The sequence below is a fragment of the Rheinheimera sp. genome, assembly GCF_030824435.1.
GTDB lineage: Bacteria > Pseudomonadota > Gammaproteobacteria > Enterobacterales > Alteromonadaceae > Pararheinheimera.
Map to the genome: position 1 here is coordinate 20,647 of NZ_JAVBXS010000087.1, position 16,384 is coordinate 37,030.

Consider the following 16,384-nt stretch of genomic DNA (forward strand, 5'->3'; position numbering starts at 1 on the left):
TGTAACTTAACTAAGTTAGCCTTAACAATGACAATAAGGACAACCTGATGTTAAGGATAACGGCATCAATTTTTACATTTATGCTTGCACCTGCCTTCGCCGGCGAATTGCCTCCTGTGCTCAGTTATCAACCCAACTGCACTGCGGAAATTCTGAGCCAGCAAAGTCTGGCCAAGGTGCTGATTCTGACCGACAAAGGTCATCAGCAAGAACGGGATAGGGTTACACAAGAATTAATTCAGCAAATGCGCCAGCTGGCTGATGATCATCAGGCCGATGCGGTATTGCTCAAGGACATCTCCACTAAAACCCGGCTTGCCAAAAACAGTGGGCAAAGTTCGGTCAGGCGCTTGTTGCTATCTGCCGATTTGATCCGTTTTTGCACAGATGATCGCAGCCTGTCTGCCCGACCTGCAGCTTTTGATGAAAACGGTGCAGTTCCCAGCAGCATGTCCAGTCTGAGTTTTGACTTAAGCAGCCAACCAGTCCCAAGCCCAGAGCTGGAACAAGCAGAATTGCCAGTACGTAAGGATGTGTCTTTAGCGCAAGGTGCTTATGGTTTTTTACCTGGCATCAGTCAGGCGCAGGTGCTGCAATTGGCCGGTGAGCCAGATGTGCGGATCCGGCTGAAAAATGGTCAGCAAGCCTGGGCTTATGGCCGTTACCTCTGGCTGGTGTTTAACAACGATCTGCAACAAATCCATTACCAGAACCGGGTATTGTCAGGTTATGGCAGCAATCTGGCAGAGCCGGGTGGCCGTTTTGACCGGCAATGGCAACTTGACGGTCACTTGCCCTACCAAGCCCCCCTTGCTGACGTAAAGCAATATCTGAACGATAAACAGCAGCCATTTCAACAAAACAATAAGTCTGAGCTGGTGCTTTCTAACCAGCAACATCAGCTGATCCTGAAGTTTGAACACTATCAGCAGGTACAGAATAAACCGGCACTGCTCTTATTAACTGAGTTTTCGCTGATGGCAAAAGGTGAACCTTATATTGCACTGCAACCACAACCACTGCCATTACAGCAACTTTTGCCGTTGCTAAGCCCACTGGCGCTGCCTCAGCAACAGGCTCCACAGCGAAGTCAGCTTGGCTCTTTGTTAGCATTGCAACAACATCAGGTCGTTGAACGTAAAGAAAAAACCTGGCAAGTGTTTGGTGATCACCTGCAATTACAGCTAAATGATGATGTGGTAAAAGCGGTGCGTCTGGCACCGGCACTTTTTTTAAATAACGCCAACGCCCCCTTAAGCAAACAAATGCTGCAAGCTTTGGGGATCCCGGAAAATGGCAAACAAATGCTCAGTCGTTTTGCAGATACCCAGAGTATCGGCGACAAACTACTGCTGACTTTAAACGCAGAACAGGGCTCCCAGTCAATCGAGCTGACAGTTAATCCTGACAGCGACAATCTGGAGATAGAGCAGGTGTTGATCCGGTATTATTAACCACTGCAGCCGTCTCTTTTGCCCGGGCTGATACCACATAGGCGCTGGATCAGCCTTAGCAGGCGATAAAATAGCCTGACGAACGCCACAATAGCGGTTAAAATGCCCACTTTTACAGCAGTGCGCCCTGTGCTGCTGTACTGGTGGAGTAGTTGGATGTTGTGCAAAAACAAAAAGGGTGCAGCTGTATTTGCCGTGCTGGCCTTGGGTATGGCAAGCAGTTTTGCCGTTGATGCCACAACAAAAAAAGTGTCAATTGAACCTGCTTTGCACCATGACAGCGACGTCACTCACACCCTGCCCTGTGTGGTTGCGGCTCCTATTACATATCGAATTGCCAGCCATGCCAGCGCCGAGCTGATGCAACTGTTGCCCGTTGGCACCTCAGTAAAAAAAGGTCAGTTGGTAGCAGAGCAGGACGATATTTATCTGAATCAGCAAATCGCCTTGATCCGCACCGATATTGAATCAGCCCGGGTCGCCAAAGCTTTTGCCGCCGATGAATTTAACAGAGCCAATATGCTGAGCAAAAAAGGCCTGGCGTCATCGGCTGAGATGAATAAATTTAAACTGCAACTGGACAGTGCCAGCTTAAAAATGCAACGGCTGGAACTGGAGCTGGAACTGACCGAAGCGCGGCATAAAAGATTAAAACACTATGCGCCTTTTGATGCGCAGGTGATAGCGGTGAACTCTGAGCCTGGCGCCCAGCTGGCAGAAGGCCAACCTATTTTGCAGTTAATGTCGACACAAAATAAACAGCTTGAGTGTAAATTGCCGGTGCTGGCTTACCAGAACGTGGTGGCGCTGAAAGGCCATAGATTCGACTTTAATGGCAAACCGCTGAAATTGCGGGAAGTCAGCCAGCGACTCGACAGTACCTCAGACAATCTGATTTTATACTTTGACCACCCTGCCAAAGACCGAAGGGATATTCTGGTGGGCTACCGTCAGGAAATTACCATGGCGGTCAAAGCCGACAATATTACCAAAGTGCCGTCAGATGCCATTGAATTGGAAGGCATTACCTACCATAGCTGGCGGGTGAAAAACAACGGCACTGTGGAGCGGCTGGATGTTGATGTGCTCGGCAGTACCGATAGTTATTATATTATTCAGTCTGATATTAAACCTGGCGACCAATTGGTGGTCCGTGGTCAACAAGGTTTAAATAATGGCCAACAGGTAGAATTGATCAGCCGCGACTCACCCCCGCCGCCTTAAAATTTTACAAAAGCGCTATGCTGTGTGCTGCCTGCGTTTCCGTTATCAGCACAAAAGGACAGGCAAAAGCACAAACAAAAGCCGCTTTTAAAGCGGCTTTTTTTACAGGTGAAATAGAGCGGACAATGGCTTTGGCTTAACGCTCCAGCAGTACCGGATATTTCAGATAACTCTGATCATAAAAAGGTGAACGCTGATAAAACCAGTTGAGTCTGGCACGGCCGTCTTTTTGCAGTTGTACATCGGCTTTTTCGGCTTCTGCAAAAGCTTGTTTAAGTTTGGCATCGGTTTTTAACTGCTGTTCAATCCACGGAATTAACGCATAAGTTTCAAAATATTCAGTACGTTCGAACATACCGTGGAAAAAACCCCAGCTAAAAAATGAATCTGGTGCCTGAGGTTGTAACAAAGCAACAGCCAGCGCCCCTAAAGGTTGATCGGTACTGACCCGCACCGAGCCTGCCGGCAAACTGATACTTTGCCACTGGGTCTGGAAACTGGCGCTGACACCAAAACGGCCTTCAAAAGGTTTTTCGGCAAACCTGGGATCAGCGGCAACCAGCTGCTGCAGCTCCAGAGTTTTGTTGCTGCTGATTTTACTCATCTGCACGCCATGCAGCGCAAGCCTGTCTATCACGTCCTGATATTGTGGCGGTATCCAATAAGCTTTGGGCACTTCCACTTCCAGTGCAGGCACCTTTTCCCAATATACAGGTAAGTCTTTGTATTCTTTAGGTTCGCCTGTCCATTTTACATAGGTACCTTTGAGAATATCACTTTGTGCAAGCTGATAACTGATGCCTTTAAACTGGATAAGCTCGGGCTGCTCTGCCGCTTTAAAAGCCAAAACCTGTTGTTGCGGCCTGGCGTTTTCATCAGCTTTTTTTGCCAGTTGTAACACTTTGCCTTGTTCATCCAGCAGTTTCAGCGTTTGTTCCAGCATCACATAGGTGCCAAGCACACGTTGTTTGTATGGTTTTAAACTATGGTTTTCCACCAGCACAGTGGGCAAATGCCGCACGTCACCATAACCATTGGAGAATCTGGGCGTTGAAGTAGAGCCGGATAAACCTTTACTGAAATCCTGTGAGTCAATGCCAAACACCAAAGGCCCGGGAATATGACCCTGGCGGTTTAAAGCTTTATCAATGCCCGGGCGGTACACCTGCGCCAGCCAGCTGGCACCATTGGGACTTAAGCTGGCAAAAGGTTCGTTAAAACCAAAAGTAATGTCGTATTGATAATCTTCACCATCTGTAACATGAATATCCAGATACAAATCAGGTTGATACTGATTGATCACCTTCAGCACTGAGCGTACTTCAGGGCTGTCAATTTTGGCATAATCGCGGTTGATATTCAGATTCTGGGCTGTACTGCGCCAGCCCTGAGTTACAGGCCCACGCTGGTTCATTCGGTTATAACTGCCGCGTCTTTCGTGCGCGTCCACCGACAAAATAGGAATAAACAGCAAATCGACATTGGCAAGCAAGGCCGCTTTGTCACCCTGCACTATGTCACGCAGCAGCATCATGCCGGCGTCTTTGCCGTCAATTTCACCACTGTGAATACCGGCCTGCACCAGCAGCGTTGGCCGGCCGGAGCGGCCTATCAAATCAGGCTGGCTGCTGGCTTTGATCAACACTATGTCACGGCCTTGCGGGCTTTGACCTATCACTTCAAGCCGCAGCTGCGGCGAGCTTTCCACCAGTTTTTTCAGATAAGCCATAGTGGTGGCATAATCCGGGCTGTCTGTGAGCCCGGTCAGCTCTGCCGGCGTCACCCAGGGGTGAGCAGGCTGGATCAAGGTTTCAGACGCACCTTGCCAGACGGGCAAAGGAGGCAAATGATCGTCCGCCAGCACAGGCAAAGCCAGCGCGGCCATTACAGCAAAATAAACAGCTTTCATCGGGAAGTTGCGACTCCAATACCAAATAATTTTTGATCAAGACCAGCTTTACGCTGTTTTTTCAGGCCCAGATTAAATTTGCGGATAATATCAATACAGGGCAAATAGTTACGTGAACATACCAGATAAGCGCTCTGCGCTGTCAAGACGGGTTTCGACAGATACCGCACTTTCGCCGTTGATGACGGCATTTGTAATAACAGCTGATGGGCAACAACCGGGTCCATCAGTACATAATCCACTTTGCCCGCCAACAAGTTTTGCAGATTTGCATAGTCAGACACTGCGGTTTCCAGTGTTAATTCTGCTTTGATCTGGTCAAATTCGACACCATAAAAATAGTTGGCCGTGACCCCAAGCCGGTAAGGTCTGAGCTCGTCCCAGCGTTTAGGGTTAAAATTTTGTTCAGTACGGCCTATCAGCTGCTGTTTGACTTCGACCAGCACATCAGAAAATAACCAATCCTGCTCCAGCTCATTGGTTTTAAACCATAAAAAAGAAGCGGTATTGGCTTTTTCAGCAGCTAGCGGCACCTTTTGCCACGGCAAAAACTGCAGTGTGGTTTGCACACCACTGCTGTGAAAAGACTGCTGGACCAGCTGAGTCAGCACCCCTTGTGGCTCTGCCAGTTCATCAATATAAGGCGGGTAATTATCGACCACCAGGGTCAGCGGTTGGTCCTGTGCCAGCGCCAATAAAGGACAACAACATAACAAGGTCATAAAACGACGAAGGGGCAACAACAAAAGCGTCATCTTGGCTTTGCATCCACAAGCACTGTCAGAACAACCAGCCTAAGGCAAGCACAAGCAAATGTATAGCTTGCTTTGGGAAACAAACAGATTCCGTGGGCTGGTTGCGTTATTTTTCGGCGAAATTGTGGTATTGCCCCAGCCGGATCTTTCTGCTGACATTCAAGCTGTGGTTGTTAACCAGAGCGGCTTTTGTTGTCTTGTGCTGAGCATAAAAAAAGAGCCTGATGTCAGGCTCTTTTTTGCTGTAGTGCCAGCCGGTGACCTGATGTCACTGCGCTGCTTGTTGTGATGTTGCTCAGTTTGGTGTTTTGATGCGGTAAACCGAACAATATAACAGCGGCAAAAACAACAGAGTTAAGATGGTCGCAAAACCTAAACCAAACATAATCACCACTGCCATACTGGCAAAAAAGTCGTCACCTACCAGCGGTATCATACCCAGAATAGTGGTAATGGCAGCCATAGCCACAGGCCTGACTCTGCTGACGGCAGAATGGAACACAGCTTCAAAAGCCGCCCTGCCTTCACTAAGCTCCAGCCGGATTTGATCAACCAGCACAATGCCGTTTTTCACCAACATGCCGGACAAACTTAAAAAGCCCAGTAGCGCCATAAAGCCAAAAGGCACACCCACCAGTAGCAAACCTAAAGTGACACCAATAATGGCCAGCGGCACGCAAGCCCAAATCACCAGCGCATCGCGGCTGGAATTAAACAGCAGCACAGTCACCACAAACATCACCAGATAACCCAGAGGTAAAGAGCCAAACAAAGCTTTTTGCGCTTTGGTCTGGGCTTCCAGCTCACCGCCCCAACTTAAGCTGTAGCCGGTAGGCAACGGAATAGCCTCAATCTGCGGTTTTATCCTTTTGAGTAAATTGGCGGCAGTGTCGTTGCTTAAAATATCGTGATCAGCCATCAGCGTCAGGGTGCGTTTGCGGTCGCGGCGCATAATTTGTGGATCTTCCCACACCAGCTCAAAACTGCTGACCACCTGGCTGATTGGAATATAACGGCCAATTTTCGGGCTATATAACTGCAAGTCTTTTAACGCATCAACACTGCTGCGTTCACTGAGCGGTGGCCGGCTGACAATAGGTAATAAATGGGTGCCGTCGCGGTAAATGCCCACTGTTTTGCCATTCACATGCGTCAGCAAGACATCATCAATATCCTGTTTGCTGATGCCGGCACGCCGTGCCACTGCTTCATTAAATACCGGCCTTATCACCTTCACCCGTTCACGCCAGTCATCCCGCACATTCATAGCGCCAGCATCTTTGAGCATAATGGCTTTAGCAGCTTCACCCAGTTGCCTCAGCACGTCAGGATCAGGACCACTAAAACGCGCTTCAATTTTGGCAGGTGTGGCAGGACCCACTTCAAGACGTTTTAATTTTTGTTGTAATCTTGGATGCTGCTCTTCGACAAAAGTGCGCAGGCGTAACATCACAGGTTCTAAATCAGCTTTTTGCTGCACCCGCACTATCAGCTGGCTGTAGGATGGAAAAATTTTCTCCGGCTGATAGGTCAACATAAAACGGTCAGCACCACGGCCAATGGTGGCTGTGACTGCCGTGACTTCAGGTTGCGCCTGCAAAAAAGCCGACACCAGCTGGTTGTCAGCCAGACTCTGGCGAATATCAGTACCGGCCGGTTGCCATAAATCAACCATAAACATTGGCGTGTTAGAGGCCGGAAAAAACACTTGTTTTACTTTGCCAAAACCGACAATGGCAACCACCAGCATCAGCAACATCACAACATAACTGACAGCGCGCTGACGCAGTACAAAGTTTAATAAAGTGCGGTAGACATCAAAAATCACACCACGATATAAAGCGTCCTCCTGCGAAGCATTGGTTTCAGCTGGCACAGCCAGCTGTTTTTTAAACAACAGATGGGCAAAAAATGGCGTCAGCGTAATGGCTGTTACCCAGCTTAATAACAAGCTGATTAACAACACCCAAAACAAACTACCGGCAAACTCACCCGTTGCGTCACTGGATAAACCTATAGGCGCAAAAGCCGTCACAGCAATCACAGTAGCGCCGAGTAAAGGCCATTGGGTTTGTTTGACAATTTGTGATGCTGCATCCTGCAAAGATAAACGGCGCTGCATACCAATTAAAATGCCTTCGACGACCACTATGGCATTATCCACCAGCATACCAAGGGCAATAATTAATGCGCCAAGCGACACCCGCTGCAGTTCAATTTGCATCTGCTGCATAAAAATAAAGGTACCCAGCACGGTCAGCAATAAAATCAGGCCTATTAAAAAACCACTTTTCAGCCCCATAAATACCAGCAGTACCAGAATAACGATGATGACTGATTCCAGCAGGTTCAGAATAAAACCATCGACAGAAACAGCCACTTCAGCCGGCTGGTTATAAATAGTGCTGACGTCCATGCCGATGGGTCTGGTGTATTCAAGCTCGGCCAGACGCGCTGCGACTGCCTTACCCACATCCACCACATTCACGCCGCTGCTGAACGAAACGCCCAGTGTCAAAGCCGCTTTGCCGTCAAAACGCACTATGTGGGAAGGCACTTCCTGACTGGCTCTGTACACTTTGGCCACATCACCAAGGTAAATCAGCTCTTTGGCCGCCGGATTGCTGATAATCAGCTGCTCCAGCTCTTTGACCGACTGAAATTCACCACTGGGGTAAATCCGCACGCTGTCTGGGCCAACCCTGAGCGACCCTGCGTTAGACACCACGTTTTGGGTTTGCAACAAAGAAGCAATTTGCGCAGGCGGTATGCCCAAAGACGCCAGGCGGGAGCGGGAAATTTCCACAATCACCTGTTCTTGTTGCACCCCACCCACAGAGACTTTGCCAACGCCGTCCACCAGCACCAGTTCACGGCGCAGAATATCCACATAATCACGCAGCTCGTCGTCGCTGTAACCATCACCACTGATGGCATACAACATGCCGTACACGTCACCAAAGTCGTCGTTTACCATCGGCGGTTTTACACCTGGCGGCAACTGGGGTGTCAGGTCATTCACTTTACGCCGTAGTTCATCCCAGATTTGCTTCAGTTCTTTACTGCGGTAAATGCCTTTCATCTCCACCATAATTTGCGAGGTGCCGGCAGTGGAAATAGAAGTGACGTGGTCGACATAAGGCAGCTGCTGAATGGCATTTTCCAGCGGATAACTGACTTCTTCTTCCACCTGCTGTGGCGAAGCGCCAGGGTAAGCAGTGATCACCATGGCTTGTTTTAAGGTAAATTGTGGATCTTCCAGCTGACCCAGCCCCAGATAACTCAGGCAGCCACCAACCAATAAAATCAGTGCCACCAGCCAGGAAGACGTGGTGTTTTTAATAAAATAACGAGCTGCATCCATCTGTTACAGACCCCGCTCACGCTGCCATGGCCGAACTTGTTGCCCTTGTTGCAGTTGCTGGGTGCCTGCTGTCACCACTTGTTCACCAACCGCCAAACCGGCATGAATTTCAATACCTTCAGAGGTTAACTTGCCAGTAGTCACGGCACGGCGCTCCACTTGTTGTGTGGTGGGCTGATACACCCAAACAAAACGCTGTTTGCTGTCAAGCGCCTTGTCATTGGCAGCAAACACCGCAGTGGCTGGCACCTGCAATACCGCATCCGGCTGACGGGTAAACTGACTTAAATCGGCAATCACATTGGCGGTCATGCCCGATAACACATTAAATTCTTTGGGAGTTGCCATACTGAATACCACTTTAAAACTATTAGTGGCTGGGTCGGCTCTGGTATCCCATTCTTTAATACTGGCTTTGTATTTGTGGTCCGGATAAGAATCAAACACCACATCCGGCTGATAAGCGACTTCCTTTTTCACCAGCGCTATCACATCTTCCGGCACCTGAATCACCACATCCACCATATCGCGCAGCTGCAACTCCAGCACAGCTTGTTGTGCCTGCACGTTTTCGTGATTTTCCACCAGAGAGCGCGACACTGTGCCGCTAAAAGGCGCCAGCATTTCGGTGTAACTTAAGTTGGTTTGACTGGTTTTTAAATCAGCATCAGCCACTTGCAACTGGGCTTTGGCTTCGTCAAACATGGCCTGCGACACCAGCTTTTGGCCAATTAAGCTATTGGCACGGTCAAACTGTGCTTTTGATAACTGATAACGGGCCTGCGCCTGCTCTACTTTCAGTTTAAAATCGGTGGCATCCAGTCTGGCCAATAATTCACCTTTGTTAACCTGCTGGCCGGGACGCACCTTCAGCTCTGTCAGTTTACCGCTGACTCTGAAGGTTAATCTGGCATTTTCAGTAGGTTCGACTAATGCAGGGAATTGCCGGATCGCCTGACTCTGGTTGTCAATGACCTGATGTAATTTCACTGGCCTTATCACGACGGCATTTTGTTGTTCCGGCGCCTTCTGGCAACCTAATAACGGCAATGCCAATAAAAAGACCGTTATTTTTAATTTTTTGCCCATCCCCAGTTGCTCCATCAATGCCTCAGACAAATTCAGGCTGGCACTATACAAGCCAGCACAATCCGATTAAATTTATATTTTCTGCATATCTATATAAGATTTACTTATGAACATCGCCAGTCTGCATATTCTGGAAGCCATCAGCCAAAGTGACAGCCTGCAACAAGCTGCGCTTAAGCTGCATAAAACCCAGCCTGCACTCAGCATGGCGCTGAAAAAGCTGGAGCAGCAATGCGGCTTTACTATAGTTGACCGCAGTCACTACCGCTTAAAGCTGACACCGGCTGGTTTGCGTTTTTACCAGCAAGCAGAGCAACTACTCCATCAACAGGCGCAACTGAAATCACTGGCCAAACATTTAAGCCGGGGTGCTGAAGCCAGCCTGCGGATTTCTTTTGATGAAGCTGTTGAAGCAGCACCTTTAATGCCGGCGATTTTGCAGGCACAACAACTGTTTCCGCACACTGAACTGTCCATTAGCTTTGATTACCGTTTGCAGGCACTGGAAAAATTAAAACATCAACAAACCGATCTGGCGATCAGTCCCTGGTTCCCGGTTTTTATCAGTCTGGGACAATTTGAACCTGTGGCTATTGGTCAGTTTGATATTTTATGTGTGGCAAGCCCAAGGTTATTAGCAAGGCTCGAGGCTCCGCTCACCAGCATTCAACAACTGCATGCGCTGCCACAACTGGTGGCCGATTCCAATGCACTGGATTTTGACAGTGGCAAACTGTTGCCATTACAAAGCAGCCAAAGGCTGAAAATTAATAACAGCCTGAGTATGAAACAGGCGCTACTGGCAGATTTAGGCTGGGGCATGCTGGCCCGGCATCAGGTTGCAGCTGAACTTAAAAATGGCAGTCTGCTGCCCATTTTTACCAAAGAAATGCCCTCTGCCATCCAGGGGGAAGTGCATCTGGTGAAACACAGAGACCAGTTACCAGGCCCTGTTGCCGACTATTTATGGCAACAATGGACAACACAACAGCTGGTGAGTACCTAAACCGGTACATAAAGCCAGGTGCTGCATTGCCCTGTACCTTCGTCCGGCCTCCCGCAGAGCGGAAGGCGCAACGGCGGCAGCACGCCAACAGTTTGGCGTGCTGAGATCCCACTGTCGCCCTGTACATCACCGGCAATTGCTCCTGCATTGCCCTGTACCTTAGTCCGGCCTCCCGCAGAGCGGAAGGCGCAACGGCGGCAGCACGCCAACAGTTTGACGTGCTGAGATCCCACTGTCGCCCTATACATAAAAAAGCCCTGCAATAGCAGGGCAATCAGCAAGGAACTTAACTACAAGTCACAAAAAACATCAGTTGTAGCAGGCAACAACACTCCCCTCAGAGCGCCATTGCCAAATTCAGCTTAAAAACGGTAGCTGGCGCCAACTTCGTACAAAGTTTCGTCTTCTTCGTCCAGATACTCAACACGTTTTAATGCCGCGTTTAACGCCAGATTGGGCAAAGCAAACCACTGACTGCGTACTTCATAAGCATCAGCTTCAGTCTGGAATACACCTTTGGAATCCCATTCATAACCTAAACCGACCGACAGGTTTTTACCAAAATAGTAGTCAGCACCCACGTTATAGGCTGTCCAGGTTGAGTGGTTAAAATTGCGCATGCCACCTGTTAAAGCAATAAAGTCACCGGTATCTAAATCCAGCAATTTTTTGGTGCTGGCACCGTATTCCAGATAAGTGCTGCCATCAAAATCTTTCACGTGATAAATATCACCAGTCACTAACCAGTCATTTTGTACAAAAAAACCAAGTTTGGTCACAGCTTCATAAGCTTTACTGTTGTTGACAAAACGCCAGTCTAACGACGCATAAAAGTCGTGGCGGCTGTCCATATATTCACCACCGACAGACCAGCTGTTGTTGTGGGCTTTAAAACCACCATATTCAAGACTTTCACGGCTGAAAGTGCCATGCACACTGGCCTGACGTTGCATAAAAGCAGCTTCGGCTAAAGGCACTGAACCTTCAGTTTGTACCGGTGCTAAATAAAAACGCTGCTTCAGGTTCCATGCCGATAAATCGGCACCTTCAATATCAGCCCAACCATAGTTCACATCAGTCTGAGACTGATAAGAACCGGCAACAGCAGTAACGGACGCCACAGATAACAAAGCAGGAACAAGAACTGGGAAAAGGTAAGATTTCATAAAATGCCCTCCGGCTGTAGATAACCGGGGCAAGATTACCAAAAGAAAAATTAATTAAAACTGAATAGAACAAATTTTTTCTATAAAAAGCAGATAAATGCAAAATATAATTTATTACAATTAAAATTCACTAACTTACAAATTAAGTCTTGCATTTATCTTTTTATAAAAACAGCTGAATATACGATTAATCTAAAATAAATCTGCTTAAATCTCCAGTAATGCCGCTTTTAACGCATGAACCTGATCGCGCAGCAAGGCCGCCTGCTCGAACTCCAGATTTTTCGCGTGTTGCAGCATCTGGGTTTCCAATTTTTTAATGTCGGCTTGCACCTGATAAGGTGTTTTACCTTTAATCAGTTTTAAATGTTCAGCCACTTTTTGTTGTGGTTCGTTATTTTTAGCATCCTGACCCAAATCCATCACATCACCGATCTTTTTCGAAATCTGGGTGGGCGTAATGCCATGCTGTTCGTTGTAAGCCACCTGTTTGGCGCGGCGTCTGTCGGTTTCATCTATGGCTTTTTGCATGGAACCCGTGATGCGGTCGGCATACAAAATAGCTTTACCTTTGACGTTACGCGCCGCGCGGCCTATGGTCTGAATCAGCGAACGCTCTGAACGTAAAAAACCTTCTTTGTCAGCATCCAGAATAGCCACCAAAGATACCTCAGGAATATCCAGACCTTCACGCAGCAGGTTAATGCCGACCAGCACATCAAATACCCCCAAGCGTAAATCGCGGATAATTTCCACCCGCTCGACTGTGTCGATATCCGAATGTAAATACCGCACCTTTACATTGTGCTCATTCAGGTAATCGGTTAAATCTTCTGCCATTTTTTTGGTTAAAGTGGTCACCAGAATACGCTCACCCAATTTGGCGCAGCGATAAGCTTCTGATAACAAATCATCCACTTGTGTTGCCACAGGGCGGATTTCAATCACAGGGTCAATCAGGCCTGTGGGCCGCACCACCTGCTCCACCACTTCACCGGCTGACTTTTCCAGCTCATAAGCTGCTGGTGTTGCCGACACATAAATACGTTGTGGTGCTATAGCTTCAAATTCATCAAATTTCAGCGGCCTGTTGTCCAAAGCGGATGGCAGGCGAAAACCGTAATTCACCAGATTTTCTTTACGGGAACGGTCACCTTTATACATGGCGCCAATTTGTGAAATAGTGACATGGGATTCGTCAATAAACATCAAACCATCAGCGGGGAAATAATCCAGCAAAGTTGGTGGTGGTTCGCCTTCAGCACGGCCAGACAAATACCTTGAGTAGTTTTCAATGCCGGAGCAATATCCCAGCTCCACCATCATTTCTAAATCAAACAAAGTGCGCTGACCAATACGCTGCTCTTCTATCAGCTTATTTTCTGCTAATAGCTGCGCACGCCTTGCTGCGAGCTCTACTTTAATACGCTCTACTGCTTCGAGGATTTTTTCTCTGGGTGTCACATAATGGGTTTTAGGGTAAATGGTGTAGCGGGTTACCACTTTTTCCACAGCCCCTGTTAAAGGGTCAAACAGACTGATACGTTCAATTTCTTCATCAAAAAGCTCAAGCCGTACCGCCAGCTCATCCGATTCGGCCGGGAAAATATCAATAACATCACCACGCACTCTGTAAGTAGCACGTTCAAAAGCCATATCATTGCGCTGATATTGCAGCTCGGCTAAACGCCGTAAAATAAAACGCTGGTCAACAATATCCCCTACTTTCAGATGCAACAGCATCTTCATATAAGATTCGGGGTCGCCCAAACCATAAATAGCCGAAACAGACGCGATGATCACCACATCACGGCGCTCCATCAGCGCTTTGGTGGCAGAAAGACGCATCTGTTCGATATGTTCGTTAATCGAAGCGTCTTTTTCTATAAAGGTATCGCTGGCCGGCACATAAGCTTCCGGCTGGTAATAATCGTAATAAGAAACAAAATATTCGACCGAATTGTGCGGGAAAAACTCTTTCATCTCACCATACAGTTGCGCTGCCAGCGTTTTATTGTGCGCCATAATCAGCGTGGGCCTGTTCAGCTGTGCTATCACATTGGCCATAGTGAAAGTTTTACCAGAGCCGGTAACACCTAATAAAGTCTGGTGTGCCAGACCGGCCTGCAGGCCATCCACCAAAGCTGCTATGGCTGTAGGTTGGTCACCTGAGGGCTGATAAACAGAATTTAATTCAAAATCGCGTGACATAAGCCTTCCCTGTTTGTGTGCCGAAGCGCCAGCTCAACCTGATTAAACACCACAATACCGCTTTTAATACGGCTATTGTGCTTACAAAGTTTCAGCTCTTTGCAATGTTGCCAAAGTGCTTTTAAACCAGCTAAAAGCAATAGCGGCAATAATTATATTGGCGAGCAAAGCACCACTATAGACACCAAGCACACCAAACAGCTTGCCACCCAGCCAGGCCATAGGCACATAAAACACAAAAAGCCGCACCACACTAAGGCCAAGGGCGCGCATTGGTAAATGCAAAGCGTTAAAAGATGAATTGGTTAGAATCACAATGCCCTGCAAACCATAACCCAAAGGCAAAATCCAGATAAAACTGCGGATAAGTGATATCACTTCTGGGTCGTCAGAAAACCAGAGTGCTATCCACCAGGCAGCAACAGCCAACAGCAGATACACGGCAAACTGCCAGGCGATAACAAAACGGATACAAAGCCGGTAACCGGTTTTGACCCGCTCCAGTTTACCAGCCCCCAGATTCTGACTGACAAAAGGCGGCAAGGTCATGGAAAGTGCCAGCACTACTAAACTGGCAATACTTTCAATGCGGGCACCTACACCATAAGCCGCCACCGCATGGGCACCGTAACTTGCCATCACTGCTGTTAAGATAGCCATAGCCAAAGGTGTCAGCATATTAGCGCCTGCTGCCGGCAGGCCTATATGCAAAATTCGTTTACTAATAGTCAAAAATTCAAAAAACGGCTGATGCCCACTATTGATCAGGCCCCTGCGATAAATAATCAGGTATAAAATCAGACTAAAACTCACCAGCCAGGAAATCAAACTGGCAATAGATGCACCTTCCACTCCCATAGCAGGCACTGGTCCCCAACCAAAAATAAGAATGGGATCAAGCACTGCATTGACTAAACCCGAACAGGCCATCATTAAACTGGGCGTTTTAGTGTCACCGGCAGCACGCAGCACGGCGTTGCCTATCATGGGTGTAATTAAAAACACAGCGCCAAAAAACCACCAGCTCATATAGTCGTGAATAAAAGGCAAGGTATCTTCTTTGGCACCAAGTAGCCGAAACAGCGGGTCCATCAGCAAATAACCCGCCAGTGACAAAGCCGCCACCAGATAAGCAGACAACCAGAGCGCCGCCAGACCATCCGCTTTTGCCGCTGAACTGTCGCCGCTGCCATGCGCTTTGGCTATTAAAGCTGAAGTGCCGATACTTAAACCTATGGCCAGACTAATTACGGTAAAAGTAACAGGAAAAGTAAAACTGACTGCCGCCAGCTCTTTGGTGCCGAGCATACTGATAAAAAAGGTGTCGACCAGGTTAAACGACATTAAGGTGATCATGCCAAACAGCATGGGCACCGTCATCCGGGTTAAAGTGCTTTGAATATCACCCTGAGTCATATCCATTTTTTTTGAAGCAGTATTGCTCATAAGCTGAGTCTTGAGGCAAGGGTGCGCTATTGTAGTGAAAAGTTGCAGTGAGCTCCATCAACAGCAACAACTTTTATATGTAACACCCTTTGTCTGAGCACTGTTGCCGTTGTTGCGCCTTCAGAACATAAAATCCGCCTTATTGGGAGCTGTCTTTTAAGGCCTGTAGTTATGCACAGCGCAGCCAAAGATCCCTGTCACAAAGTGGCATAGATCCCGGAACAAAGCAGAATAAGCGTGCATTTTAGACGGCTATCGCACAAAAACAGTTCACAATTGCCATATTGCCGCAATATCCAGCCAATGCTGTGTGTAATTTGTGCTGCGACGAAAACAACTTTTCATAACTAATTGTTTTTAAATGAGAAAATATTTTTCATTTTAGATATTGATCTGGCGCTAAGCCGCATTTTTGCTGGCTTCACACAGGAGTGGCACCTGTCATCCACAAAGATATCCACAGATTCTGTGAGTAAAATGCGCTAGCCCTTACCAGCTATACGTTGTAGCCAGATCGACAATAATGCACTTTTGGATCCGCCCAAAAATGGCAAAAACAGCCTTCATTTGTTACTTTTTCGACACTTTGGCTAAACAATCGGCAAGTGAATCAGAATCAAAGATTTGTGCGGGTTTAACTGTTGACAGCCTCGAATCAGCGCATTAGTATGGCGCCCCGTTGCAGACACAGTTCCTCAGTAGCTCAGCCGGTTAGAGCGGCGGACTGTTAATCCGTAGGTCGTTGGTTCGAGTCCAACCT

General features: G+C 47.9%; 10 protein-coding genes. 3 read left to right on the top strand and 7 right to left on the bottom strand.

Annotation, left to right across the window (positions count from 1 at the left end; genetic code table 11):
* The first annotated feature begins 47 nt into the window (after positions 1-47).
* Together RCH83_RS14555 and RCH83_RS14560 are read left to right on the top strand one after the other, a co-directional pair.
* Positions 48-1,454 (top strand): hypothetical protein, encoded by a 1,407-nt coding sequence (locus RCH83_RS14555; RefSeq protein ID WP_306523379.1) that lies wholly within the window; start codon positions 48-50, stop codon positions 1,452-1,454.
* A 102-nt stretch (positions 1,455-1,556) separates the two neighbouring features.
* On the top strand, positions 1,557-2,678 hold the full coding sequence (locus RCH83_RS14560; RefSeq protein WP_306523381.1) for an efflux RND transporter periplasmic adaptor subunit: 1,122 nt from the start codon (positions 1,557-1,559) through the stop codon (positions 2,676-2,678).
* A gap of 136 nt (positions 2,679-2,814) precedes the next feature.
* Here the strand turns inward: RCH83_RS14560 and RCH83_RS14565 are convergent, their stop codons facing one another.
* From RCH83_RS14565 to RCH83_RS14580, 4 genes are all read right to left on the bottom strand, one after another.
* Positions 2,815-4,587: a M14 family metallopeptidase gene (locus RCH83_RS14565; RefSeq protein WP_306523383.1), complete on the bottom strand. Its 1,773-nt coding sequence runs from the start codon at positions 4,585-4,587 to the stop codon at positions 2,815-2,817.
* Positions 4,584-5,342: an ABC transporter substrate-binding protein gene (locus RCH83_RS14570; protein WP_306523385.1), complete on the bottom strand. Its 759-nt coding sequence runs from the start codon at positions 5,340-5,342 to the stop codon at positions 4,584-4,586. The genes RCH83_RS14565 and RCH83_RS14570 overlap by 4 nt, the downstream gene beginning before the upstream one ends.
* A 295-nt stretch (positions 5,343-5,637) precedes the next feature.
* Positions 5,638-8,706 carry an efflux RND transporter permease subunit gene (locus RCH83_RS14575; RefSeq protein WP_306523387.1) on the bottom strand — a complete coding sequence of 1,023 codons (3,069 nt, stop codon included), beginning with the start codon at positions 8,704-8,706 and terminating at the stop codon, positions 5,638-5,640.
* A 3-nt stretch (positions 8,707-8,709) separates the two neighbouring features.
* Positions 8,710-9,795 carry an efflux RND transporter periplasmic adaptor subunit gene (locus tag RCH83_RS14580; protein ID WP_306523389.1) on the bottom strand — a complete coding sequence of 362 codons (1,086 nt, stop codon included), beginning with the start codon at positions 9,793-9,795 and terminating at the stop codon, positions 8,710-8,712.
* Between the two features lie 106 nt (positions 9,796-9,901).
* Between RCH83_RS14580 and RCH83_RS14585 the strand changes: the two genes are divergently transcribed.
* On the top strand, positions 9,902-10,801 hold the full coding sequence (locus tag RCH83_RS14585) for a LysR family transcriptional regulator (protein ID WP_306523391.1): 900 nt from the start codon (positions 9,902-9,904) through the stop codon (positions 10,799-10,801).
* A 362-nt stretch (positions 10,802-11,163) separates the two neighbouring features.
* On the opposite strand, the gene RCH83_RS14590 is transcribed toward RCH83_RS14585, so the two are convergent.
* The 3 genes from RCH83_RS14590 to RCH83_RS14600 form a co-directional block, all read right to left on the bottom strand.
* The gene (locus RCH83_RS14590; RefSeq protein WP_306523393.1) at positions 11,164-11,967 is read right to left on the bottom strand and encodes a putative porin; all 804 of its coding nucleotides are present in this window, start codon (positions 11,965-11,967) and stop codon (positions 11,164-11,166) included.
* Positions 11,968-12,174: 207 nt separating this feature from the next.
* The gene (gene uvrB, locus RCH83_RS14595) at positions 12,175-14,178 is read right to left on the bottom strand and encodes an excinuclease ABC subunit UvrB (protein WP_306523395.1); all 2,004 of its coding nucleotides are present in this window, start codon (positions 14,176-14,178) and stop codon (positions 12,175-12,177) included.
* Between the two features lie 81 nt (positions 14,179-14,259).
* Positions 14,260-15,624 (bottom strand): MATE family efflux transporter, encoded by a 1,365-nt coding sequence (locus RCH83_RS14600; RefSeq protein WP_306523397.1) that lies wholly within the window; start codon positions 15,622-15,624, stop codon positions 14,260-14,262.
* Between the last annotated feature and the right edge of the window lie 760 nt (positions 15,625-16,384).